This is a genomic window from Pseudomonas koreensis (assembly GCF_024169245.1).
GTDB lineage: Bacteria > Pseudomonadota > Gammaproteobacteria > Pseudomonadales > Pseudomonadaceae > Aquipseudomonas > Aquipseudomonas koreensis_F.
The window spans coordinates 4,551,900-4,577,193 of sequence record NZ_JALJWP010000001.1; the positions used below are offsets into that span (position 1 = coordinate 4,551,900).

A 25,294-nucleotide genomic window follows, 5' to 3' on the forward strand; every position below is an offset into this window, starting at 1 on the left:
TATACGCCCTCACCCGCCACTGAGCAAAACCCTTACACAATTTCACACAGCAACTACAAAGCTTCACCGCTAACCTCCCCGTCTGGCCGTAGGATGCGGCCTTCAATATTGGGGGTTGTACATGTCTGGAAAACTGCTGGCCGCGCTCGGCCTGATCGCATTGGCGCTGACGCTGAGCGCTTGTGATTCGTCCTCGAATGCCGAAGTGCAAGCGCCACCAGCCACGGTACGCATCGAGACCATCAAAACCCAGCCACTATCGATCAGCAGCGAATTGAGCGGCCGCATCGCCGCGCCACGGATTGCCGAAGTGCGTGCGCGCGTGGCCGGCGTGGTGTTGCAGCGCACCTATCGCGAAGGTAGCGACGTGAAAAAAGGCGATGTGCTGTTCCGCATCGACCCGGCACCGTTCAAGGCCGATCTGGACAGTGCCGAAGCCGCGCTGCGCAAAGCCGAGGCCAATGCCTTTCAGGCCAGACTGCAAGAACAACGCTACGCACAGTTGATCGAAGACAAGGCCATCAGCGGTCAGGACTACGACAACGCCCGCGCCGCTGCCCGGCAGACGGCGGCCGATGTCGCCGCCAGCAAGGCAGCGCTTGAACGGGCGAAACTGAACCTCGGTTATGCTACCGTCACCGCGCCGATTTCCGGCCGCATCGGCCGCGCGCTGGTCACCGAAGGTGCACTGGTCGGGCAGAACGAGACCACGCCGCTGGCGTTGATTCAGCAACTCAACCCGATTCATGCGGACCTGACCCAGTCGACCCGCGAGCTCAACGAACTGCGTCGCGCATTTCGTTCCGGGCAGTTGCAGGAAGTCGGTCAGGATCAGGTCAAGGCCACGCTGATTCAGGATGACGGCAGCCTGTATCCGTTACCCGGTAAGCTGCTGTTCAGCGATATAACCGTTGACCCGGGCACTGGTCAGATCATCCTGCGCAGCGAATTCCCCAACCCCGATCTCGACCTGCTGCCGGGCAGCTTCATCCGCGTACGCCTTGAACAGGCGACCATCCAGAACGGCATCACCGTGCCGCAACGCGCGGTGCAGCGTGACAGTGCCGGCATTGCCCAGGTGCTGACCGTCGATGAACAGATGCGCGTGGCACAGCAACCGGTGCAACTGGGTGCGGTGCAGAACAATCGCTGGATCGTCACCGGCGGCCTGAAGCCCGGCGACCGTGTTGTCATCGAAGGCCTGCAACATGCCCGTCCCGGGGAAAAGGTGCAGATCGACGAAACCCCACTTCCACTTGCCCAGACCGCTGGTCAGTAAGCAGGACGCTCTTATATGCCGCAGTTCTTTATCGACCGCCCGGTGTTCGCCTGGGTGGTCGCCCTGTTCATTCTGTTGGCCGGTGCGCTGGCCATTCCGCAGTTGCCGGTGGCGCAATACCCCGACGTTGCACCGCCGCAGATCGAGATCTACGCCGTCTACCCTGGTGCCTCGGCGCAAACCGTCGATGAAAGCGTGGTCAGCCTGATCGAGGAAGAGCTCAACGGTGCCGATCACTTGCTCTATTTCGAATCGCAGAGCAGCCTGGGCAGCGCGACGATCAAGGCGACTTTCCAGCCGGGCACCAACCCGGAACTGGCGCAGGTCGATGTGCAAAACCGCCTCAAGGTGGTCGAGTCGCGCCTGCCGCAAGCGGTCAATCAGCAGGGTTTGCAGGTGGAGAAGGTTTCTTCCGGTTTCCTGTTGCTGATTACTCTGACCTCCAGCGACGGCAAGCTCGATGAGGTCGCGCTCAGCGATTATCTGGCGCGCAACGTGATGAACGAAATCAAGCGTCTGGAGGGTGTCGGCAAAGCGCAGTTGTACGGTGCCGAACGGGCGATGCGCATCTGGATCGATCCGCAGAAACTCATCGCTTTCAATCTGACGCCGGCCGACGTCAACGCCGCCATCGTTGCGCAGAACGCCCAGGTTTCGGCCGGCAGCATCGGCGATCTGCCGTCACCTTCGACCCAGGAAATCACCGCGACGATTCTCGTCAAAGGCCAGTTGTCGACGCCGCAGGAATTTGCCGACATCGTGCTCAAAGCCAATCGCGACGGCTCCACCGTACGCATCGGTGATGTCGCGCGGGTTGAGATTGGCAGTCAGGAATACCAGTTCGGCACACGGCTGAATGGCAAGCCGTCCACCGCTGTCGGCGTACAACTGTCGCCGGGCGCCAACGCGCTGAGTACCGCGACCCTGGTCCGGGCGAAGATGGACGAACTGGCGCGCTACTTCCCGGCAGGCGTCGAATACAAGATTCCGTACGACACGTCGCCGTTCGTCAAAGTCTCGATCACCAAAGTGATCTACACCCTTGGCGAGGCCATGCTGCTGGTGTTTGCGGTGATGTTCCTGTTCCTGCAGAACGTGCGCTACACGCTGATCCCGACACTGGTCGTGCCGGTGGCACTGATGGGCACTTTCGCGACCATGCTCGCGCTGGGTTTTTCCATCAACGTGCTGACCATGTTTGGCATGGTGCTGGCCATCGGCATTCTGGTGGACGACGCCATCGTCGTGGTGGAAAACGTCGAACGGATCATGGCCAGCGAGGGCTTATCGCCCAAGGACGCCACGCGCAAAGCGATGACGCAGATCACCGGGGCGATCATCGGCATCACTCTGGTGTTGGTCGCGGTGTTTATTCCGATGGCGTTCATGCAAGGTTCTGTCGGGGTGATCTACAAGCAGTTCTCGCTGTCGATGGCAACATCGATTCTGTTCTCGGCGTTCCTCGCCCTGACGTTAACCCCGGCACTGTGCGCGACACTGCTCAAGCCGATTGCCAAGGGTGAGCATCACGAGAAGTCCGGATTTTTTGGCTGGTTCAACCGCCGCTTCGAGCGCCTGACCGATCGTTATCAGGGCTGGGTCGGCTATGCGCTGAAACGTAGCGGGCGTTACCTGCTGATCTACGTCGTGCTGCTGGTCGGACTGGGCCTCTGCTTCGCGCGACTGCCCTCCTCTTTTCTACCCACCGAAGATCAGGGCTACACCATCACCGATATTCAATTGCCGCCCGGCGCGACCAAGACCCGCACGGTGCAAGTAGCCGAGCAGCTTGAAGCGCATAACGCTGGCGAGCCGGGGATCAGTGACAGCGTGATCATTCTGGGCTTCAGTTTTTCCGGTAGCGGGCAGAACGCGGCGCTGGCGTTTTCAACGCTCAAGGATTGGTCGGAACGTGGCGGTGACGATGCCGCCAGCTCCATTGCCGAGCGCGCCAACGCTGCACTGAGTCAGATCAAGGACGCCATGGCGTTCTCGGTGCTGCCGCCGCCGGTGGATGGCCTCGGCACATCCAGCGGCTTCGAGTTCCGCTTGCAGGACCGCGGCGGCCTGGGCCACGCGACGTTGATGCAGGCGCGCAGCGAATTGCTCGCCGCCGCCGAGAAAAGCCCGATATTGATGAACGTGCGTGAAAGCGCACTGGCCGAAGCGCCGCAAGTGCAGTTGGTCGTTGATCGCAAACAGGCGAATGCCTTGGGCATATCGTTTGCCGACATCGGCAGCGTGCTGTCCACTGCGGTCGGTTCCAGCTACATCAATGATTTCCCCAATCAGGGGCGCATGCAGCGGGTGGTGGTGCAAGCCGAAGGTGATCAGCGCAGTCAGGTGGATGACTTGCTGAAGATGCACGTGCGCAATACCGCCGGGGACATGGTGCCGCTGTCGGCATTCGTTCAGGCCAACTGGATTCAGGGCCCGGCGCAGCTCACCCGCTACAACGGCTATCCGGCGATTGCGATTTCCGGCGAACCGTCAGCTGGGCACAGCACCGGTGAGGCCATGGCGGAAATCGAGCGACTGGTAGCACTGGGGCCGAAAGGCCTTGGCCAGGAGTGGACCGGTTTGTCGTTGCAAGAACGCCTGTCAGGCAATCAAGCGCCGATTCTGCTTGGTTTGTCGCTGTTGGTGGTGTTCCTGTGTCTGGCAGCGCTGTACGAAAGCTGGTCGATCCCGACTTCGGTGCTCTTGGTGGTGCCGCTGGGGGTGCTGGGCGCGGTGCTGGCGGTCACGTTGCGCGGGATGCCTAACGACGTGTTCTTCAAGGTTGGCCTGATTACCATCATCGGCCTGTCGGCGAAGAACGCGATCCTGATCATCGAGTTCGCCAAGAGCCTGTATGACGAAGGTCATGACCTGATCGATGCGACGTTGCAGGCTGCACGTTTGCGGCTGCGACCGATCGTGATGACTTCGCTGGCGTTCATTCTTGGCGTGGTGCCGTTGGCGATTGCCACGGGTGCCAGTTCGGCAAGCCAACAGGCAATTGGCACTGGCGTGATTGGCGGGATGATTACGGCAACGCTGGCGGTGATCTTCGTGCCCGTCTTCTTTGTCGTCGTCATGAAGCTCGTAAAACGATTCTCCAAACAACACTGATGCAATTGTAGGAGCTGCCGAAGGCTGCGATCTTTTGACTTTGCTTTTAGAAGATCAAAAGATCGCAGCCTGCGACAGCTCCTACAAAAGCAGGGTTGCGTGCGCTATGGTGCAGGGACAGTTCACCGACGTGAGTCTCCATGCGCTTCCTCGCCCGCACCCACCCTCGCCTCTCCGCCGCCGCTCTGCTCGGACTCGCCACCGGCGTGCTGGTCCCCGCCGATTCGATCGTCAGCAAAATCCTCATCGGCTGGAACGTCGGTGTCTGGACTTATCTGGTCCTGATGTTCTGGCTGACCGTGCGCGCCAAAGCAACGGACGTCCAACGCATCGCTGAAGTCGAAGATGAAAATGCCAGCCTGGTGCTGTTCGTGGTGTGCATTGCCGCGCTGGCGAGCCTGGCCACCATCACCTTCGAACTGGCCGGCAGCAAGGATCTGGATAGCACCCACAAACTGATGCATTACGCTTTCACAGCATTCACGGTCATTGGCTCATGGCTGCTGATCGGGGTGATTTTCTGCGTGCACTACGCAAGATTGTTTTACACCTGGGATGGCAAGGAGCCGGCGCTGCGTTTCGCCGAAGGACTGACCACCCCCAATTATTGGGATTTTCTGTACTTCTCGTTCACCGTCGGCGTCGCTGTGCAAACTTCGGATGTGGGCGTAGCGACTCGGGGCGTGCGCAAAATCGTTTTGGCGCAGTCGCTGATTGGTTTTGTGTTCAACACTGCGATTCTGGGTTTTTCGATCAATATTGCCGCCGGCTTATTCGGGTAGGCAATCGTCCGCCTGTCGGTATCGACGGGCAACCTCACAACCATTCACTTGACGGCCGATTTGTTTCTGGTGTTTCCTGAAACCGGTTTCAGGGTGATTTCCGCCTTGGGCCTATAAATCCAATAACAAGGTTTCAGACCGTGAACGACTTTTCCGCCGCCCAGCGCAGCCGCGTCACCATGCTTGATGTTGCCGAACGCGCAGGCGTGTCCAAGGCCAGCGTGTCGCGTTTCATCGGTGATGACCGCACCCTGCTGTCTGACGCCATTGCCTTGCGCATCGAACAAGCCATCAGCGAACTGGGCTACCGCCCCAACCAAATGGCCCGTGGCCTGAAACGCGGGCGTACGCGCCTGATCGGCATGCTTGTCGCCGATATCCGTAACCCTTATTCAATTGCCGTGATGCACGGGGTGGAAACCGCCTGCCGTGCGCACGGCTACAGCCTGGTGGTGTGCAACACCGACCGCGATGACGAGCAGGAGCGCCAGCATCTGGCGCTGTTGCGCTCGTACAACATCGAAGGGCTGATCGTGAACACGCTGGGCCATCACCGTGACGAATTGCATGAGCTGCGCCGCGAGATGCCACTGGTGCTGGTCGATCGCAAGGTCGATGGGCTCGACAGCGACATGGTCGGCTTGAACAACCCGCTGGCGATAGAGATGGCGCTCGCGCATCTGGAGCTGCGCGGTTATCGGGATCTGGTGATGGTCACGGAACCGTTTGACGGCACCAGTTCGCGGATCGAGCGGGTCAGCAGTTTCAAGGCGCAGATTGCTCAGCGCTCGGGATTGGCCGGTGCGGTGCTGGAAACCGGCGACGCTCTGAACGCGCAACTTCAAACATTTTTAAACACATCCGGCAAGGGCCCGAAAGCGCTCTTTTGCGCCAATGGTGTGGCGGCGTTGGCGGCCACATCGGCATTGCGAGTATTGGATGTTCGGTTGTTCGAGGATGTCGGGCTGATTGCGCTGGATGATCTGGATTGGTATCTGTTGGTGGGCAGCGGGATTACCGCGCTGGCTCAGCCGACACAAGAGATAGGCGCGCGGGCGTTCGACTGTTTGCTCAAGCGCTTGCACGGTGATGATGAGGTGGCGCGAATTGTGGATTTTGCGCCGGTGCTTATTGAGCGTGGGTCGACCCGTGAGGTTGGCGGTGTCTGATCTGACGCTATCGCGAGCAGGCTCACTCCTACATTTGGAATGCGTCCCCTGTAGGAGTGAGCCTGCTCGCGATAGCGCCCGAGGGAACAACGCAGAAACACCTGATATTTTTTTGAATAAAAATGAAACCGGTTTCAGAGGTCAAAACAATGAATAAACCAGCCGTTTCCATCAGTCTGTCCAGCTACGGCGCCGAGCTTGTGCGCCAGCGTGGCCAGGATTCCTTCATCGATATTCTCGCGGCGGCCGGGGCCAATCGCATCGAGTGGCGCGAAGAGCTGCTGACCCGTGAAGACCCGGCGCAACTGGCTCAGGCTACCCAGGCGCAGGGCCTGCAAAGCATTTATTCCTCACCCACCGAACTTTGGCTCGCAGGGCAAGCGCAGCCCAATCCCGAATTGATTACCGCGCTGCAACAGGCCCAGGTGTTCGGTTCGAAGTGGCTGAAAGTGTCGCTCGGCTATTTCACTGACAACTCTGACTTGCAGGCACTGGCCGAGCTACTCAAGCCCAGCCCGGTGCAGTTGCTGGTGGAAAACGACCAGACCCTGCATGGCGGTCGCATCGAGCCGTTTCAGCGTTTCTTCGCCGCCGTCGAGCAGCACAACCTGCCGATCAAGATGACTTTCGATATCGGCAACTGGCATTGGCAAGACCAGTCTGCCGCCAGCGCTGCACGTGCGCTCGGCCGTCATGTCGGTTATGTGCATTGCAAAGCCGTGGCTCGCCGCGCCGACGGCAAACTGGTCGCCGTACCACCAGCCATCAGCGACCTGCATCTGTGGGAACAACTGCTGCGGCACATGGACCAAGGCGTTATGCGCGCCGCCGAATACCCGTTGCAAGGCGATGACCTGGTGCAACTGACCCGCGAACACGTCGCCGCCCTCGCCCGCCTTGGTCAATCGCGCCTGGAGCCAGCTCATGTCTGAGATCGATATTCTTTCTTTCGGTGAAACCATGGCGATGCTGGTTGCCGAACAGACCGGTGATCTGGCGAAGGTCGAGCAGTTTCATAAACGTATTGCCGGGGCCGACAGTAACGTAGCGATCGGCTTGTCGCGGCTGGGTTTCAACGTCGCCTGGCTGAGCCGGGTCGGTAATGATTCACTCGGGCGCTTTGTGGTCGAGACGTTGATCAAGGAAGGTCTGGATTGCAGCCACGTTGAAGTCGATAAAACCCATCCGACCGGGTTTCAGTTCAAATCGCGCAATGACGATGGCAGCGACCCGCAAGTCGAATACTTCCGCCGTGGCTCCGCGGCCAGTCACCTGTCGCCGCGCTCCATCACTGACAACCTGCTTAACGCCCGCCATCTGCATGCCACCGGTATCCCACCGGCGCTATCCGGCTCGGCACGGGAAATGTCCTTCGAACTGATGACCCGCATGCGCAACGCCGGGCGCAGCGTGTCCTTCGACCCCAATCTGCGGCCGAGCCTGTGGGCCAGCGAGGGCGAGATGATCCGCGAGATCAACCGCCTCGCCGCCCTTGCACACTGGGTGCTGCCGGGTTTGAGCGAAGGTCGTTTGCTCACCGGCTTTGACGACCCGGCGGACATCGCTGCGTTTTATATTGATCAAGGTGCGGAAGCGGTGGCGATCAAGCTCGGGCCTGAAGGAGCTTACTACCGCACGCAGCTGGATCAGGGTTTCGTCGCTGGCGTGCCGGTGGCCAATGTCGTCGATACGGTTGGCGCCGGAGATGGCTTTGCGGTGGGGATGATCAGTGCCCTGCTCGAGCATCAGAGCTTTGCCGAAGCGGTGCAGCGGGCGAACTGGATTGGCAGTCGCGCGGTGCAGAGTCGCGGGGATATGGAGGGCCTTCCAACCCTTCTGGAGTTGAGAGCTGAATTCGAGATCGCCTTCGCGAGCAGGCTCGCTCCCACAGGGGAACGCGTATCAAATGTGGGAGCGAGCCTGCTCGCGAAGAGGCCTGCCTAGGCAACGCAAATTTTTGAACCTGCTGCGACAAAAACAACAAGCTCAGGAGTCACACCGATGAAAACCGCAACCTTCGCCACCCGCCGCTGGTGGTACATCATGCCGATTGTGTTCATCACTTACAGCCTGGCCTATCTCGATCGAGCCAACTACGGCTTTGCCGCTGCATCGGGCATGGCCGAAGACCTGATGATCACCCCAGGCCTGTCTTCGCTGCTCGGTGCGCTGTTCTTTCTCGGTTACTTTTTCTTCCAGGTACCGGGCGCGATCTACGCGCAAAAGCACAGTGTGAAGAAGCTGATTTTCGTCAGCCTGATTCTCTGGGGCGGCCTCGCCACGCTGACCGGCGTGGTCTCCAACGCCTACTGGCTGATCGTTATTCGCTTCATGCTCGGCGTGGTCGAAGCGGCGGTGATGCCGGCGATGCTGGTCTACCTCTGCCATTGGTTTACCCGTGCCGAACGCTCGCGGGCCAACACCTTTCTGATTCTCGGCAACCCGGTGACCATGCTGTGGATGTCGGTGGTCTCGGGTTATCTGGTGCAGCATTTCAGCTGGCGCTGGATGTTCATTATCGAGGGGCTGCCGGCGGTGCTTTGGGCGTTTATCTGGTGGCGTCTGGCCGACGATCGTCCGGCCCAGGCCAAGTGGCTCAATGACCAGGAAAAGCAGGATCTGGAAAGCGCCCTCGCCGCTGAACAGGTCGGGATCAAAGCGGTGAAGAACTATGCCGAGGCATTCCGTTCGCCGAAGGTGATCATCTTGGCGCTGCAGTTTTTTTGCTGGAGCATCGGCGTCTACGGTTTCGTGTTGTGGCTGCCGTCGATCCTCAAGGCCGGCGCGCAGATGGACATGATCGAGGCTGGCTGGCTGTCGGCGCTGCCATATCTGGCGGCGGTGATCGGCATGCTCGCGGTGTCGTGGGGCTCGGACAAGTTGCAGAAGCGCAAACGCTTCGTCTGGCCGCCGCTGCTGATCGCTTCGATCGCGTTTTATGGCTCGTATGCCTTGGGCGCCGAACATTTCTGGTGGTCGTACACGCTGCTGGTGATTGCCGGCGCCTGCATGTATGCGCCGTACGGTCCGTTCTTCGCCATCGTTCCGGAAATCCTGCCGGCCAACGTCGCGGGCGGCGCCATGGCGCTGATCAACAGCATGGGCGCGCTCGGCTCGTTCGGCGGTTCATATCTGGTCGGTTATCTGAACAGCTCTACCGGTTCGCCCGGCGCCTCGTATCTATTGATGAGCGGCGCGCTATTGCTGTCAGTGGTGCTGACGATTTTTCTCAAGCCCGGCGCCAGTGATCGCGTCGTCGCCAAAGCCGCCGCCACACCGCGTGTGCCGGCGCATTCCTGAAAGGACTTTTTGCCATGAAAAAACAGGTCGTGCTGTACAAGAAACTTTCGCCCGCGCTGATGGCGCGCCTGCAAGAGCAATTCGACGTAACGCTGATCGAGAGCCTCGACGCCGATGGCCTCATGCAGCTGCGTGACGCCCTGCCCCGTGCCCACGGTTTGCTCGGCGCCAGCCTGAAACTCGATGCCGCCCTGCTCGATCTGGCGCCGCAATTGGAGGCCATCGCCAGCGTTTCGGTGGGCGTCGACAACTACGACATCGATTACCTGAGCCGGCGCAAGATCCTGTTGACCAACACGCCGGATGTGCTCACCGAGACCACCGCCGACACCGGTTTCGCCCTGATCCTCGCCGCTGCCCGGCGGGTGGTCGAACTGGCGAACATGGTCCGTGGCGGGCAGTGGAGCCGCAACATCGGCCCGGCGCATTTCGGCACCGATGTACATGGCAAGACGCTGGGCATCATCGGTATGGGCCGCATCGGCGAGGCATTGGCCCAGCGCGGGCATTTCGGTTTCGGCATGCCGGTGATCTATCACAGCCAGTCGCGCAAGCCGGCGGTGGAGGCGCGTTTTGATGCGCAGTATCGAAGCCTCGAAGAGTTGCTCAAGCAGGCCGATTTCATTTGCCTGACCTTGCCGCTGACGGCGCAGACCGAACGCTTGATCGGCGCCGAGCAGTTTGCGTTGATGCGCCCGGAGAGCATCTTCATCAATATCTCACGGGGCAAAGTGGTTGATGAGGCGGCAATGATCGAAGCGTTGCGCAACAAGCGCATTCGCGCGGCAGGGCTGGATGTGTTCGAGCGCGAGCCGTTGAATCATGACTCGGCGTTGTTGCAGCTGAGCAATGTGGTGGCGACGCCGCACATGGGCTCGGCGACGCATGAAACCCGTGAGGCCATGGCGCGGTGTGCGGTGGAGAATCTGTTGGCGGCGCTGGGTGGGCAGCGGCCGGCGAATCTGGTGAATCCGAATTAATCGTTGGCGGTAATACCGCTTTCGCGAGCAGGCTCGCTCCCACATTTGAAATGCATTTCTCTGTGGGAGCGAGCCCGCTCGCGAAGAGGCCTTTACAGACTACGCAAATCCATCAGGCACTGCGCGCCTGCAGAAGCTGCACCGCACACAACGCAATCCGCGCGCAGGCATCCGCCAGTTTGACCCGATCCACCACCAGCCCAATTCGAATGTGCCCCGCCGCGCTCGGCCCGAACGCTTCACCGGCCAACACTGACACTCCGTAACCTTCCAGCAATCGCTCGGCAAACGCCTGAGCGCCGAGCCCAGTCTGGCGCACGTCGACCATCACGAACATGCCGCCATCCGGGCGAATCGGCTGCAAACCGGGGCAACCCTGCAACCGCTCGCACACCAGATCGCGCCGCAACCGGTATTCCTCGCGCATTTGCGTAACTTCCGGCAGATCGCTTTGCAGCGCCACTTGCGCGGCTTTCTGCACGAAATCCGGCAGACCGAAAAGCATGCTCAGTGACAGGTTCACCAGATGTTCGGCCAAGGGTTTCGGGCCGATCATCCAGCCGATGCGCCAACCGGTCATCGCATGGGATTTCGACAGACTGTTGATCGTCGCGGTGCGCTCGGCCATGCCCGGCAGGCTCGCCGGGCTGATGTGCTCGCCTTCATATAACAGCTCGCTGTACACCTCATCGCTGATCAGCCACAAATCGTGATGAATGCACAGCGCTGCGAGCTGCTGCCAGATCAGCAAGTGCAAACTGGCGCCGCTGGGATTGTTCGGGCTGTTGAGCAGCATCGCGCGGGTTTTTGGGGTGATGCGCGCGGCGACATCGGCCGGATCGACACGGAAACCGTTTTCCGGGCGAACCGGCACCGCGATCACCGTGGCTCCGCAGGCGCCGAACACGCCTTCGTAGGTGACGTACATCGGCTCAGCGACGATCACTTCATCACCCGGATCGAGCAGACATTGCGCCACCGAATACACCGCGCATTGCGCGCCGGGCAGGACAATCACTTGGTCAGGATCAACCCGCTGACCACTGCGCTGGCGATGACGCTCGGCAATCAGCTTGCGCAATTCGAACCGACCACGCACATCGGCATAATGCGTATCACCGGCCAGCAGGCTGTCGATAGCGCCATGGACGATCGGCAACGGCGTATCGAAATCCGGATCGCCGACGCTCAACAGCAAAACATCGACGCCCTCGTCGCGCAGTTCCAGCGCTCGGTCGTGAATCTGCCAGGCAGCGGCACCCTCCCCGGCGATTCGTTGGGTCAAGGCTGAATAGCGCATCTACGTCTCCTGTTAGCGCGGTTTCCAGCCTTCACCGTATCTCAAATCACGAAACGCGCCACCATGGCGTTCAAATCCACTGCGAGACGCGACAGTTCATGGGTCGCGGCGCTGGTCTGGTTGGCCCCGGCGGCCGATTGTGTGGCCAGATCACGGATGTTCACCAGGTTACGATCGACTTCGCGCGAGACTTGGGCCTGCTCTTCCGAGGCGCTGGCAATCACCAGATTGCGTTCGTTGATCTGATGGATCGACTGGGTGATCTGCTCCAGCGCCACACCGGCCGCGCGGGCCATTTCCAGGGTGGACTGGGTACGCTGATTGCTTTGCTGCATCGACGAGACCGCTTCACCCGTGCCGTTCTGGATGCCGGCGACCATTTTTTCGATTTCCTGAGTCGACTGCGCGGTGCGATGGGCCAACGCGCGTACCTCGTCAGCGACCACAGCAAAACCACGGCCAGCCTCGCCGGCACGCGCGGCTTCGATGGCAGCGTTGAGCGCCAAGAGGTTGGTCTGCTCGGCGATGGCACGAATCACGTCCAGCACCTTGCCGATGTCACGGCCCTGCGCGGCGAGGCCTTCGATCATCTGTGCGGTGTTCAGCACGTCGTGGGTCATGGTCTGGATCGCGTCGACGGTTTTCACCACTTGATCACGGCCTTCGCGGGCGGCGTGGGTCGACTGGTTGGAGGCCTCGGAAGTCGACACGGCGTTGCGCGCCACTTCTTCCACTGCTGCAGTCATCTCGTTGACGGCGGTGGCGGCCTGTTCGATTTCGTTGTTCTGCTGTTGCAGTCCGCGCGACGCTTCTTCAGTGACGGCGCTGAGTTCTTCGGCAGCGGCGCCCAGTTGCGTGGCAGAACCGGCGATCTGCTCGATGGTTTTACGCAGGTTGGTCTGCATCGCGGCCAAGGCTTCGAGCAAGCGCGCCGGTTCATCCTTGCCGTCGACTTCGATGGCTTTGCTCAGATCGCCACCGGCAATGGTTTGCGCAGCGAAGACCGCACGGTTGAGCGGCGTGACGATGCTGCGGGTCAGCAACCAGGCGAGCAATACGGTGGCCAGCGCTGCGATCACGGCGACGATGATGATCCCGGTGATGGCGCTGTCATAGTTTTCACCAGCCTTGGTGGCCGCCGCTCTGGCCCCGGCCGTATTCATGCCGATCAGCTTGTTGAGCTGCTCGCCCATTTGATCGGTGCCTTCCTTGATGCGCGTGTTGATCAACGCACGCATCGCTTCCAGATCGCCTTTGCGCGATAGCTCAATCATCTGATTCTGCGCTTGCAGGTAATTATCGAGGGTGGTCGAAAATGTCTGGAAGACCGCTTGCTCCTCTGGGCCTGCCGGCAGCGCGGCGTAACTGGTCTGGGCTTTGCGCACCTTGTCGACCAGCACAGCGATGCGGGTTTCTGCCTCTTGCAGGCTGGCCGGTTCGCGATTGACCAGCACACGGAATGAGAGGATGCGCATACGCAGGACGTTTTCCGTGACCACGCTGAGGTGAGTCACGCTAGGCAATTGGTTGGTGTCCATGTCGATCGACGCCTGACGAATGACCGTCATACGGCTGACGGCGAACACGCCGAGGACAATCACCAGCAAGGCGATAAAGGCAAAACCGAGGAAAGCACGGGGCGCGATATTCAGATTACGCAGGGACATGGTCGGACTCTCGAAAGAAAGAAACTACGAGCGTCCATGCCGTGAGTACTGGCCCTTGGCGGGCGGCAGTCCGGCGTCACTGGGTTATGGTTTTGTGCGCGCCTGACCGTTGTATCGGCCAGGCTTGAGGAAGGTTTTGGGTCTGCAGTAAATATTTTTCGGAACGTTACAACAATCAACCCAGCTCCGCTGCCTTTGGTAGGGGCTGTCGAGTGCAACGAGGCTGCGATCTTTTGATCCTGCTTTTAAAAGTCAAAGGATCGCAGCCTCGTTGCACTCGACAGCTCCTACATAGGCAAGCCGATCAGCGTTTGGCGGCCAGTTGCCAGACCCGAGCGATATCGGTGGCGCGTTCACGCAGCAGCCGTGGGGCTTCGGCGCAAGCCTGTTCCAGGGTCATCGGTCCGCTGGTAACGGCGAACGCGGCGTCGATGCCGTGTTGATAGAGTTCCTGATAGCCCTCGCCCAAGGTTCCGGCAATCACAATCACCGGCACGGCATGCTGTTTGGCAATCCGCGCGACACCGAACGGCGTTTTGCCGCGCAAGGTTTGCGCATCGAAACGGCCTTCGCCGGTGATCACCAGATCCGCACCGTTGACCGCCTCAGCAAGCCCGACCAGTTCCGCCACCACCTCGACGCCCGCCTGAAACTGCGCGCCGAGAAAAGCCTTGGCGGCAAACCCCAGGCCACCCGCCGCGCCGCTGCCCGGCTCATCGCGCACGTCCTTGCCCAACGCCCGCGCACAGAGTTCGGCGAAGTGCCCCAGCGCCTGATCGAGTTGCTCAACCTGCGCTGGCGACGCGCCCTTCTGCGGGCCGAAAATCGCTGAGGCGCCATGAGCGCCGCACAGCGGATTGTTGACATCGGCGGCGATGTCGAAACGCACATCGGCCAGACGTGGATCAAGCCCACTCAGATCGAGTCGCGACAGTTGCGCCAAGGCCAGGCCGCCGCGCACCAACGATTGATTTTGCGCATCCAGCAATTTCACCCCCAACGCTTGCATCGCCCCGGCACCGCCGTCGTTGGTCGCGCTGCCGCCGATCGCCAGAATCACCCGTTGCGCGCCGGCATCCAGCGCTGCACGAATCAACTCACCGGTGCCAAACGTGCTACTGATGCAGGCATCGCGCTGACCCGGCGGCACCAGTTGCAGACCGCTAGCCTCGGCCATTTCGATGATCGCGGTGTGGTTGTGCGGCAGCCAGCCCCACGCCGCATCCACCGGCGCGCCTAACGGACCGCGCACGCGGGTGCGGCGCAACTCGCCTTCACAGGCCGCGAGAATCGATTCGACCGTGCCTTCGCCGCCATCGGCCATCGGGCACTTGATCAGCGTCGCCTGCGGCCAGACCTGGGCCAGTCCGAGGGCGATGGCTTCGGCAACGCCCTGGGCACTCAGGCTGTCCTTGAACGAATCGGGGGCGATGACGATCTTCATGGGAATTCTCCGGTTGCATTGGCGTTCATGCTGCCAGTCGCCATGGGCGTTGACGCCGGTCGGGTGCACAAGTGGCGTCGGCGTTTATTGTTCATTTCCACAAAAGGCTCTGCGGTGAATGTACCGCCGCCATCGCGAGCAGGCTCACTCCTACAGGGGAATGCATTCCAAATGTAGGAGTGAGCCTGCTCGCGATGGCGTCTTTGAAGACGCCCAATTAATCCGGATCCGTCTGCGGCAACAGCTGCACCCCCAGATACAACGCCAGCATCCCGTCCAGCTTCAACGGATCAACCCCGCTCAACTCGGCAATCCGCTCCATCCGATAACGCAGGCTGTTGCGATGAATGCCCAACGCCTCGGCGCAGGCCTGACTCTGACCGTCGTGCTCGCACCAACTGCGCAGGGTCGCCAGCAACTGGCCGTTGCTGTCCTTGGCGATGACCTCGCGCAGTGGCTTGAGCAGTTCGTCCAGCGCATCGTCGTTGCGATGGCGCCACAACATGACCGGCAAGCGATAGCGATTGAGCGTCAGCAGCCGTGAGTGTGGCAGGACGTCACGACCATAAGCGAGCAAATCGCCGACCCGTCGATAGCAGCGACGCAACCCGGCCAGCCCCTCCGCCTGCCCGCCGATAGCGATGCGCAGAATTTTCCAGCCGAGGCCATCGAGTTTTTCCAGCAGCCGATCATGCTCGACGTTGTGGCTCGCCGGGCGACACCAGAGCAGCGAAGACTTTGCCGAACTCACACACCAACTGTCGGGATAACGCGAGGTCAGCCATGCACTCAAAGCTTCTACGGTTTGCCCCGGTCCGTGCTCAAGCCCCAGTTCAAACAGGCACGGCACCCGCGTCAATTGCGGCTTGAGCCCAAGCTGCTGCGCCTCGTCGACCAGACGCGGGGAGTCCCCCGCCTCGCTCAACAGCAACGCCAGAAGATCATCGCAGCGCTGCCGCCGCCATTGTTGTTCGGCCTGCTGATTGCGCTGGCCGACAAGCATTTCGGCGGTCATGCGCACCAGTTCGGCGTAGGTGCGCAATTGCTCCGGCTCGCCAGTGAGGCCAAGCACGCCAATCAAACGCTGATCGAGCAGCAGCGGCAGATTGATCCCCGGCTGCACGCCTTTTAGGTGTACCGCCGTCTGCGCATCGATTTCAACCACACGTCCGTTGGCCAGCACCAGTTGCGCGCCTTCATGTCGGGTGTTGATGCGCTCCGGTTCGCCGCTGCCGAGGATCAGGCCCTGACTGTCCATGACATTGACGTTGTACGGCAAAATGGCCATGGCCCGGTCGACGATGTCCTGGGCAAGGTCGTGATCGAGTTCGAACATGGTGGCGGCAATCCTTCAGTTCGGGCACGAACGGTTGTTCAGCCGCACAGGGTCTGGCGGCAAACCCTGTGCTCAGGCACAAAGACAATCCGGCCAAAGGTGGCCGAGACTCTCAGGGCGATCAACGTTACCCTTTGCATCGCAAAAAATCATAATAAAGAGAGAGCCGCTATGTCGCAGAGCGCCGCAGCTACCCAGACCATCGATGACGGTAAAAACGCCGTCTACAAACGCATCACCCTGCGTTTGATTCCCTTCATTTTCATCTGCTACCTGTTCAACTACCTCGACCGGGTCAACGTTGGCTTCGCCAAGTTGCAGATGCTCGATGCACTGAAATTCAGCGAAACCGTATACGGCCTCGGCGCCGGGATTTTCTTCATCGGCTACGTGCTGTGCGGCGTGCCGAGCAACCTGGCACTGACCCGCTTCGGCCCCCGGCGCTGGATTGCCTTGATGATGATCACCTGGGGCACGCTGTCGACCTGCCTGCTGTTCGTCACCACCCCGACGGAGTTCTACACCCTGCGCTTTTTCACCGGTGCGGCTGAAGCCGGTTTCTTCCCGGGCGTCGTGCTGTATCTCTCGCAGTGGTTCCCGACCTTCCGTCGTGGTCGGATCATGGCGTTGTTCATGTCGGCAATCCCGGTGTCCGGTTTGCTCGGCAGCCCGTTTTCCGGCTGGATCCTCAACCACTTCGCCGCCGGCCAGGGTGGTCTTGCCGGCTGGCAGTGGATGTTCCTGCTGCAAGGTATTCCGACCGTGATCCTCGGTGCGCTGGCGTATTTCCTGTTGAGCGACAGCTTCGCCAATGCCAAATGGCTGAACGCCCACGAACGTTCGGTGCTCGAAGCCGACCATGCCGAAGACCTCGCCAACAAACCGAAAACCGCGACCGACTCGCTGCTCGCGGTGTTCAAGAACCCGGCGATCTGGGCCTTCGGCCTGATCTATTTCTGCATCCAGAGCGGCGTGTACGCGATCAACTTCTGGCTGCCGTCGATCATCAAGAACCTCGGCTTCAGCGATAACCTGGTGATCGGCTGGCTGAGTGCGATTCCCTATCTGCTCGCAGCGGTGTTCATGCTGGTCGTCGGCCGCTCGGCGGACTTGCGCAAAGAGCGCCGCTGGCACTTGGTGGTGCCGATGCTGATGGGTGCTGTCGGTCTGGTGATCGCAGTGAATTTTGCGGCGAATCCGGCGATTGCGATTCTTGGTCTGACGATCGCAACCATGGGCGCACTGACCGGCCTGCCGATGTTCTGGCCGGTGCCGACGGCGATGCTGAGCGCGGGCGCGGCGGCTGGCGGTCTGGCGTTGATCAACTCGATGGGGCAGATGGCGGGGTTCTTGAGCCCGTACCTGGTGGGTTGGGTCAAGGACAGCACTGGCTCGACCGATGCGGCACTGTATGTGCTGGCGGCGGTGATTGTCGGCGGGAGTCTGTTGGCGTTGCGGATGACGCGGGCGTTGCGGGCTTAATCAGAGGCGCAGATCAAAAGATCGCAGCCTTCGGCAGCTCCTACTCTGGAATGCGTTACCTGTAGGAACTGCCGAAGGCTGCGATCTTTTTGCGTTTAACCAACGCAACAATTCACTTTGCGGGCTCTGACGCTTCTGGTATTTGATTAAACCCTTCCCACCGACAAAAGGATTTCGGCATGAGCTATCGCACACTGGGCCACTCGGGCTTGCAGGTCTCCACGCTCACTCTCGGCACGATGATGTTCGGCGAGCAGACCAGCGCAGAGGACTCGCTGCGGATTATCGACAAGGCCTGGGATCAGGGCATCAATTTCATCGACACGGCCGACGTTTACACCAATGGCCGTTCCGAAGAAATCGTCGGTGAAGCGATCGCCCGTCATCGGCATGAATGGGTGCTCGCTACCAAGGTCGGTTTTGGCCCGGTGGACGGTGTGCCGAACCGCAGCGGTCTGAGCCGTAAACACATTTTCAACGGACTCGAAGCCAGCCTTACGCGCCTGGACACGGATTACGTCGACATCTATTACCTGCACCGCGAAGACCACAACACGCCCTTGGAAGTCAGCGTGTCGGCGATTGGCGATCTGATTCGCCAGGGCAAGATTCGCTATTGGGGCCTGTCGAACTATCGCGGCTGGCGGATCGCCGAGGTGATCCGAATCGCTGACAAACTCGGCGTTGATCGCCCGGTGATCAGCCAGCCGCTATATAACATCGTCAACCGCTAGGCCGAGACCGAGCAGATCACCGCCGCGCAAACCTATGGTCTTGGTGTGGTGCCTTACAGCCCGCTGGCCCGTGGCGTGCTCAGCGGCAAGTACGCACCCGATGTGACGCCAGACGCCAACAGCCGCGCCGGACGGCAGGACAAGCGCATTCTCGAAACGGAATGGCGTGTGGAGTCGCTGCGCATTGCCCAGCAGATTCAGCAATACACCGAACAGCGTGGCGTTGGCATGGTCGAGTTTGCGATTGCCTGGGTGTTGAACAACAGCGCGGTGACGTCAGCGATTGTCGGGCCGCGAACCGAGCAACAGTGGGACGCCTATACGCTGGCGCAGGCGGTGAAAATCACGGCCGAGGACGAGGCGTTTATCGATTCGCTGGTGACGCCGGGGCATGCTTCGACACCGGGTTTCAACGATGTGAGCCATTTTGTGTCGGGGCGTAAACCGCGTCAGGCCTAAAACGGCACAAACGGGGGATGAGTGGCGTAAGCAGAGTGCGGGTTTTATACAATCAAATGTGGGAGCGAGCCTGCTTGCGAAGCGGCAACGGACGCGACATTTATACTGAAGCTGCTGGCCCCTTCGCGAGCAGGCTCGCTCCCACAGGTTTTGCTCTTAGCTCCTGAATGTGGGAAATAATGAGCATCCGCTCAATATTCAGCACAAAAACCACGTATCCTGCGCGCCCTGTTCAACCATCACGCCGCGAGGACAGTTTGTCTAAAGGTATCGCTTTATCGGTTTCAGCCTCGGTGCTGTTTGCCGTCATGTATTACTACACGTCGCTGCTGACGCCTCTGAGCGGTGTGGAAATCTTCGGCTGGCGGATGCTCCTGACCGTTCCGTGCATGACCTTGTTCATGCTGGTGTCCGGGGAATGGCGGCGGGTACTGGAGCTGATCCGGTTGATGGCGGCCAGACCGAAGCTGATCGCCGGGCTGCTGATTTCCTCCGCCCTGCTCGGCGTGCAGCTGTGGCTGTTCATGTGGGCACCGCTCAATGGCTACAGCCTGGATGTATCGCTGGGCTATTTCCTGTTGCCCCTGGCGATGGTGCTGACCGGGCGGATTGCCTATGGCGAGAGCCTGTCTTACCTGCAGAAAATCGCCGTGTTTTTCGCCAGCCTTGGCGTGTTGAACGAGTTGTATCAGGTTGGCGGATTTTCCTGGGCGACGCTGGTGGTCGTGGTCGGCTATCCGCTGTATTTCGTGCTGCGCAAATACCTGAAAACCGACAACCTCGGTGGGCTGTGGGTCGACATGACCCTGATGCTGCCGGTCGCCTACTGGTTTGTGCAGGGCGGTGAACAAGGGCTGGCAGTGTTCGATCAATACCCGGCGTTGATGTGGCTGATTCCGCTGCTCGGCCTGATCAGTGCTTCGGCGCTGGTGGTGTACATCATCGCCAGCCGCTTGCTGCCGTTCAGTCTGTTTGGGTTGTTGAGTTATGTGGAACCGGTGTTGTTGCTTGCAGTGGCATTGTTGCTCGGGGAAAGCATCAAGTCCGGAGAATGGCTGACCTATATACCGATCTGGCTGGCGGTGGTGGTGCTGGTTTTCGAGGGCTTCAAGCATTTGACGCGCCAACGCCGCTCCTGAAAGCAAAAGATCGCAGCCTTCGGCAGCTCCTACATTTGGAATGCGTTTTTCCTGTAGGAGCTGCCGAAGGCTGCGATCTTTTGATTCTGAAAAAAATCCCGGCCCTGCATCTCTGCAGGCTGGGATTTTTCATTTCAGGTGCAAATTACTCGGTGGTCAGCACACCACGACGCACCTGGTCACGCTCGATCGATTCGAACAACGCCTTGAAGTTGCCTTCGCCGAAACCATCGTCGCCCTTGCGCTGGATGAATTCGAAAAACACTGGGCCCATCAGGGTTTCCGAGAAGATTTGCAGCAGCAGGCGCTTATCGCCCTGCTCCGACGCGCCATCAAGCAGGATGCCGCGCGATTGCAGCTGATCGACCGGCTCGCCGTGGTTCGGCAGGCGACCTTCAAGCATTTCGTAGTAAGTGTCCGGCGGCGCGGTCATGAAGCGCATGCCGATTTTCTTCAACTGATCCCAGGTCTTGATCAGGTCGTCGGTGAGGAATGCAACGTGCTGGATGCCCTCGCCGTTGAACTGCATCAGGAACTCTTCGATCTGGCCCGCGCCTTTGGACGACTCTTCGTTCAACGGGATGCGGATCATGCCATCCGGTGCGGTCATGGCTTTCGAAGTCAGACCGGTGTACTCGCCTTTGATGTCGAAGTAACGGATTTCACGGAAGTTGAACAGCTTCTCGTAGAAGTTCGCCCAGTAGGCCATGCGACCGCGATAAACGTTGTGAGTCAGGTGGTCGATGATCTTCAGGCCGGCACCGACCGGGTTGCGATCAACGCCTTCGATGAACACGAAGTCGATGTCGTAGATCGAGCTGCCTTCGCCGAAACGGTCGATCAGGTACAGCGGCGCGCCGCCGATGCCTTTGATCGCTGGCAGATTGAGCTCCATCGGACCGGTTTCGATGTGGATCGGCTGAGCGCCGAGTTCCAGTGCACGGCTGTAGGCTTTCTGCGAATCCTTGACGCGGAACGCCATGCCGCAAACGGACGGGCCGTGTTCGGCGGCGAAGTACGAGGCGACGCTGTTGGGTTCGTTGTTGAGGATCAGGTTGATCGCGCCCTGACGGTACAGGTGCACGTTCTTGGAGCGGTGGGTCGCGACTTTGGTGAAGCCCATGATCTCGAAGATCGGCTCCAGCGTGCCGGGAGTCGGCGCTGCGAACTCGATGAACTCAAAGCCCATCAGGCCCATTGGGTTTTCGTATAAATCTGCCATGGTGACGCCTCATCATTTCTTATCAATTAACCAGGGTTATTTGTCAGGAAAGTGATGGAGTGGGAGGCGCACAGGAGATGCCGCGCACGCTGCGAGCGAGGAAGTCTCCGTAGATCAGTTGGAACCCGAATATCTTCATTGTCGACCCAAGGCTCTTGCGGGCGAGGCTTCTGCTGCCAGAAGACGATTATTATTGTATGCGTAACCCGATTCTACACAGCGTAACCTGGCTTGTCTGCCCTCCCTTTAGAATCCGCTTTTTTGCCTACTGTACAAGAGCCATCTGCCATCTATTCTCCCCTCTGGCTCGATTGTTTACCGGGCCCGACTTCGAAGCCACAGGATGTGCTTATGCCGCTGACCCGCAGACCCCGCCGCAAACGCAGCACCCGCAACGTTCTGACTTTGCTAAGCGGCCTGCTGCCAATCGTGCTTGGCAGTGTGATTCTCTACATGCAGGCAGAACGCACTTTGCAGCAAAGCGCCGGAGAAACTGCCGAGCAAGCGTTGCGACAGTTCGACTTGATGCTCGATAACACGGCAGAAGCCGCCCGGATTCTGTTGCCGCTTGCCGGGAAAAATTGCGAAGAGGTGAAACTGGCCCTGCGTGAGCAGGTGACCCGCCGGCCTTTCGTACGCTCGACCAATCTGGTCTGGGATAACAATCTCTACTGTAGTTCGCTATTCGGCCAGTTCAACGAAGCCGTCAATGCCGGCGACTACCATGAAGGCAAACTGTGGCTGATGAACGGCAACCCGGTCACGCCCAATACGGCATTGTTGATTTATCGCCTCAGCGACGGTCGCGGCGGCGCGCTGACCACCCTTGATGGTTATCACCTGAGCAATATCCTGCGTCTGATCGGCCGCCAGACGCTACTGATGTTGCAAGTGGGCGAGAATTGGCTGTCCGCAGACGGCAAAGTGCATCAGGGATCCCTGCCCGCCCTGCCGGTAGCGCAGAGCATGCTGGAATCCGAGCGTTACGGTTTCAAAGTGTCGGCAGGTTTCGCCGAGGGCGAAATCTGGCGTTACATGGCGGCTGAGTATCCACCGCTGTTCAGTCTGTTGATTTTCTTCGGTGCAGTCTCCGGAGCCATTGGCCACTTCGTCCAACAGCGATCGACCTCGCCGAGCCACGAAATGCTCCGCGCGCTGGAAGCCGGGGAGTTCATTCCTTACTTCCAGCCCGTGGTTCATGGTGACAGCAAGCAATGGTCAGGTGCCGAAGTGCTGATGCGCTGGAATCATCCGAAAGAGGGCTTGGTACGCCCGGATCTGTTTATTCCGTTTGCCGAGCACTCGGGCTTGATCGTGCCGATGACCCGCGCCCTGATGCAACAGACTGCGGTCCTGCTGGGGCCGCACTCCGCAGCCTTCGCCAAACCTTTTCATATCAGCCTCAATATCACCGCCAGCCACTGCCAGGATCTGGAGCTGGTCGAGGATTGTCGTGACCTCCTGGCGGCGTTTGCGCCTGGCAGCGTCGAACTGGTGCTGGAACTGACGGAGCGCCAGCTGGTCGAGCCGAATGACATCACCCTGCAGCTCTTCGAGCAGCTGCATGCACTGGGCGTAAAAATCGCAATCGACGACTTTGGTACCGGACATTCAAGTCTTGGCTATCTGCGCACCTTCAATGTCGACTTTCTGAAGATCGATCAGAGCTTCGTGGCCATGATCGGTGTAGACGCGTTATCAAGGCATATTCTCGACACCATTATCGAGCTGTCGGCCAAACTGGACTTGGGCATTGTTGCCGAAGGTGTCGAAACTCAGGCCCAGGCTGATTACCTGACCGAGCATAACGTTAATTTTTTGCAGGGCTATTTGTACGGTAGACCAATGCCTGGCACTGATTTCCTCGACGCATTAACTCATCATTAAGTCGCCGACATGGTCCGCCGAACAGCCGCACCAAATTGATACAAAAAGTCATTGTTGTTACATGACGACAACATCAGGATTTACTCTTGTCGCATTAACTACTACAATTTTTTCAACCTGAGCCAGACTGGCGGGTGAGCCAATTATCACCGAGTCGCTTCCAGGCTCTTGGCTTATAGCTTTGTTTGCGGTTGGTATCAGCCAAACACACTATTGGAGTAAAGATATTGTCCAGACTCGCTGAATTTCGCGCAGCTGAAAAGGCCCTTCAGGAACAGCTCAAACAGCTGGAATCGCTGAAGAACGATGCCGGGCTCAAGAAAGAAATCGAATTCGAAGAAAAGCTCCAGGGACTGATGAAAACCTATGGCAAAGGCCTGAAAGACATCATCGCCATCCTCGATCCGAACCCGGCAAAATCGGGCCTGCAGCTGTCCACAGCGCCGAAGACCCGCCGCGCTCGCGTGGTCAAGGTTTACCAGAATCCGCACACTGGCGAGCTGATCGAAACCAAGGGCGGCAATCATCGCGGCCTCAAGGCCTGGAAAGAACAGTACGGTGCAGCCACCGTTGATTCCTGGTTGCGCGGTTGATCTGACGCCAACAAAAAGCCCTGCTCGATGCAGGGCTTTTTTATTGACAATATCTAACAAATGAGATGATTTTCATCGAACAAGTTGGAAATTTGTGTAACGTTACTGAATCAGCAAGCTAAACATTTTGCTGCGCAATGTTGCTACGAGAAGCGGGATCAAACTTTGTGCTTAATCCTTTTCGGCATTCACAGCACTGCTAGTTAGTACGGACGTTTATAATTTCAGGCTGTTGCGTGCCGCCTCTATGTCGTCTGCACTCGCCTTATAAACCTCGGCCTGACCGGCATATGAAAGTACATATGCCTTGTCTGTTTCCACGGCGGCTACCAATGTTTGTGATAATACGTGTCGGCCGTTTTCAGTCACCGTGCAGGTCGTTTCCAAGCCGCTCAACGAACCGAGTGCTGCCGGGTGAATCCGGTTGCAGACGCTCTGATAGCCACTGCGGAAAAAATCCTTCTGAATGGATTTGCGCATCTCCAGCAGCACGCCTTGCAGATTGACCTGATGCCCCGCTTCCACTTGAGTCATGGTCAACTCCATCACCATCACCTGATTGCCATCGGCGTCGAGCTTTACCGCCCTTTGCCGCGAGACTGGCGGCGCGCTGCCGGGCAATGCTTCAACCTTCCAGCCAGCCGGCCAGGTGATGCTCGGTTCGGCAATTGCAGGAAAAACCATGCCCAACGACAAAGCCAAAAAAACAAACACGGATTTCAACAGTCGGATCATTGCCGGACGCACTCGTAGATAGAAGGCAAAGTCTGAGCCCCGCCCTCGAGCAGGGCAAGCCCGCCTTGCATTTGGCGATGCCGGCCGGCATGCGTATCATTGCGCCCATACACTTGCCCATTGTTATTGGAGGGCCCATGAGCCTCAACGAACTGAACACTTTTCCCGGCGTGACTGCCACGCCAGACAGCGCAACCCGCAACTTCGTGTTCAACCACACCATGCTGCGCGTCAAGGACATCACCAAGTCGCTGGACTTCTACACCCGCGTGCTGGGTTTTTCGCTGGTGGAGAAGCGTGATTTCCCGGAAGCCGAGTTCAGCCTGTACTTTCTCGCGCTGGTCGATAAAGCGCAGATCCCGGCCGACGCGGCTGCGCGCACCGAGTGGATGAAATCGATCCCGGGCATTCTCGAACTGACCCACAACCATGGCACCGAAAACGATGCCGACTTCGCCTATCACAACGGCAACACCGATCCGCGCGGTTTCGGCCACATCTGCATTTCAGTGCCGGATATCGTCGCGGCATGTGCACGTTTTGAAGAGCTGGGTTGCGATTTCCAGAAGCGCTTGACCGATGGCCGCATGAAGAGCCTGGCCTTCATCAAGGATCCGGATGGCTACTGGGTCGAAATCATTCAGCCTGCGCCGCTTTAACAGACACCACAAA

The 25,294-nt window shown here is 59.3% G+C and carries 19 protein-coding genes and 1 pseudogene; 14 read left to right on the plus strand and 6 right to left on the minus strand.

Annotation, left to right across the window (positions count from 1 at the left end; genetic code table 11):
• Positions 1 to 121 precede the first annotated feature (121 nt).
• The 8 genes from J2Y90_RS20030 to J2Y90_RS20065 all read left to right on the plus strand — a co-directional run bounded on the left by J2Y90_RS20030 (position 122) and on the right by J2Y90_RS20065 (position 10,624).
• The gene (locus tag J2Y90_RS20030; RefSeq protein WP_253502240.1) at positions 122 to 1,279 is read left to right on the plus strand and encodes an efflux RND transporter periplasmic adaptor subunit; all 1,158 of its coding nucleotides are present in this window, start codon (positions 122 to 124) and stop codon (positions 1,277 to 1,279) included.
• 15 nt (positions 1,280 to 1,294) lie between these two features.
• The gene (locus tag J2Y90_RS20035; RefSeq protein WP_253502243.1) at positions 1,295 to 4,393 is read left to right on the plus strand and encodes an efflux RND transporter permease subunit; all 3,099 of its coding nucleotides are present in this window, start codon (positions 1,295 to 1,297) and stop codon (positions 4,391 to 4,393) included.
• Positions 4,394 to 4,533: 140 nt separating this feature from the next.
• Positions 4,534 to 5,175, plus strand: a complete 642-nt coding sequence (locus J2Y90_RS20040) for a DUF1345 domain-containing protein (protein ID WP_253502246.1) — start codon at positions 4,534 to 4,536, stop codon at positions 5,173 to 5,175.
• Positions 5,176 to 5,315: 140 nt separating this feature from the next.
• Positions 5,316 to 6,344: a LacI family DNA-binding transcriptional regulator gene (locus tag J2Y90_RS20045; protein ID WP_367399441.1), complete on the plus strand. Its 1,029-nt coding sequence runs from the start codon at positions 5,316 to 5,318 to the stop codon at positions 6,342 to 6,344.
• A gap of 149 nt (positions 6,345 to 6,493) precedes the next feature.
• Positions 6,494 to 7,276: a sugar phosphate isomerase/epimerase family protein gene (locus J2Y90_RS20050; RefSeq protein ID WP_253502249.1), complete on the plus strand. Its 783-nt coding sequence runs from the start codon at positions 6,494 to 6,496 to the stop codon at positions 7,274 to 7,276.
• Positions 7,269 to 8,288 carry a sugar kinase gene (locus J2Y90_RS20055; RefSeq protein ID WP_253502252.1) on the plus strand — a complete coding sequence of 340 codons (1,020 nt, stop codon included), beginning with the start codon at positions 7,269 to 7,271 and terminating at the stop codon, positions 8,286 to 8,288. Before J2Y90_RS20050 ends, J2Y90_RS20055 begins: the two co-directional genes overlap by 8 nt.
• A 57-nt stretch (positions 8,289 to 8,345) precedes the next feature.
• Complete coding sequence (locus tag J2Y90_RS20060) at positions 8,346 to 9,644, plus strand: MFS transporter (RefSeq protein ID WP_253502254.1); 1,299 nt, start codon at positions 8,346 to 8,348, stop codon at positions 9,642 to 9,644.
• A gap of 14 nt (positions 9,645 to 9,658) precedes the next feature.
• Positions 9,659 to 10,624 carry a 2-hydroxyacid dehydrogenase gene (locus J2Y90_RS20065; protein WP_253502256.1) on the plus strand — a complete coding sequence of 322 codons (966 nt, stop codon included), beginning with the start codon at positions 9,659 to 9,661 and terminating at the stop codon, positions 10,622 to 10,624.
• A 112-nt stretch (positions 10,625 to 10,736) separates the two neighbouring features.
• Here J2Y90_RS20065 and J2Y90_RS20070 read toward each other — a convergent pair whose 3' ends face one another.
• The 4 genes from J2Y90_RS20070 to J2Y90_RS20085 form a co-directional block, all read right to left on the minus strand.
• On the minus strand, positions 10,737 to 11,924 hold the full coding sequence (locus J2Y90_RS20070; RefSeq protein ID WP_253502259.1) for a pyridoxal phosphate-dependent aminotransferase: 1,188 nt from the start codon (positions 11,922 to 11,924) through the stop codon (positions 10,737 to 10,739).
• Positions 11,925 to 11,965: 41 nt separating this feature from the next.
• Positions 11,966 to 13,591 carry a methyl-accepting chemotaxis protein gene (locus J2Y90_RS20075; protein WP_253502262.1) on the minus strand — a complete coding sequence of 542 codons (1,626 nt, stop codon included), beginning with the start codon at positions 13,589 to 13,591 and terminating at the stop codon, positions 11,966 to 11,968.
• A gap of 304 nt (positions 13,592 to 13,895) precedes the next feature.
• Positions 13,896 to 15,035, minus strand: a complete 1,140-nt coding sequence (locus J2Y90_RS20080) for a glycerate kinase (RefSeq protein ID WP_253502265.1) — start codon at positions 15,033 to 15,035, stop codon at positions 13,896 to 13,898.
• Positions 15,036 to 15,252: 217 nt separating this feature from the next.
• A complete protein-coding gene (locus J2Y90_RS20085) occupies positions 15,253 to 16,371 on the minus strand; it encodes a sugar diacid recognition domain-containing protein (RefSeq protein ID WP_253502268.1) in 1,119 nt (372 codons plus the stop codon).
• Positions 16,372 to 16,542: 171 nt separating this feature from the next.
• Between J2Y90_RS20085 and J2Y90_RS20090 the strand changes: the two genes are divergently transcribed.
• From J2Y90_RS20090 to rarD, 3 genes and pseudogenes are all read left to right on the plus strand, one after another.
• Complete coding sequence (locus J2Y90_RS20090; protein WP_253502271.1) at positions 16,543 to 17,853, plus strand: MFS transporter; 1,311 nt, start codon at positions 16,543 to 16,545, stop codon at positions 17,851 to 17,853.
• Positions 17,854 to 18,032: 179 nt separating this feature from the next.
• A pseudogene (locus J2Y90_RS20095) lies at positions 18,033 to 19,046 on the plus strand (aldo/keto reductase).
• Between the two features lie 257 nt (positions 19,047 to 19,303).
• Positions 19,304 to 20,185 carry an EamA family transporter RarD gene (rarD, locus tag J2Y90_RS20100; RefSeq protein WP_253502274.1) on the plus strand — a complete coding sequence of 294 codons (882 nt, stop codon included), beginning with the start codon at positions 19,304 to 19,306 and terminating at the stop codon, positions 20,183 to 20,185.
• A 145-nt stretch (positions 20,186 to 20,330) separates the two neighbouring features.
• Here the strand turns inward: rarD and hppD are convergent, their stop codons facing one another.
• On the minus strand, positions 20,331 to 21,407 hold the full coding sequence (gene hppD, locus J2Y90_RS20105) for a 4-hydroxyphenylpyruvate dioxygenase (RefSeq protein WP_016774910.1): 1,077 nt from the start codon (positions 21,405 to 21,407) through the stop codon (positions 20,331 to 20,333).
• 351 nt (positions 21,408 to 21,758) lie between these two features.
• On the opposite strand from hppD, the gene J2Y90_RS20110 reads away from it, so the two are divergent.
• Positions 21,759 to 23,294, plus strand: a complete 1,536-nt coding sequence (locus J2Y90_RS20110) for an EAL domain-containing protein (RefSeq protein WP_253502277.1) — start codon at positions 21,759 to 21,761, stop codon at positions 23,292 to 23,294.
• A 227-nt stretch (positions 23,295 to 23,521) separates the two neighbouring features.
• Positions 23,522 to 23,887 (plus strand): histone-like nucleoid-structuring protein, MvaT/MvaU family, encoded by a 366-nt coding sequence (locus J2Y90_RS20115; RefSeq protein WP_253502279.1) that lies wholly within the window; start codon positions 23,522 to 23,524, stop codon positions 23,885 to 23,887.
• Positions 23,888 to 24,103: 216 nt separating this feature from the next.
• On the opposite strand, the gene J2Y90_RS20120 is transcribed toward J2Y90_RS20115, so the two are convergent.
• Positions 24,104 to 24,622, minus strand: coding sequence for a DUF4946 domain-containing protein (locus J2Y90_RS20120; RefSeq protein ID WP_253502282.1), 519 nt, complete (start codon positions 24,620 to 24,622; stop codon positions 24,104 to 24,106).
• A gap of 137 nt (positions 24,623 to 24,759) precedes the next feature.
• Between J2Y90_RS20120 and gloA the strand changes: the two genes are divergently transcribed.
• On the plus strand, positions 24,760 to 25,281 hold the full coding sequence (gloA, locus tag J2Y90_RS20125; RefSeq protein WP_039762746.1) for a lactoylglutathione lyase: 522 nt from the start codon (positions 24,760 to 24,762) through the stop codon (positions 25,279 to 25,281).
• Positions 25,282 to 25,294: the final 13 nt, after the last annotated feature.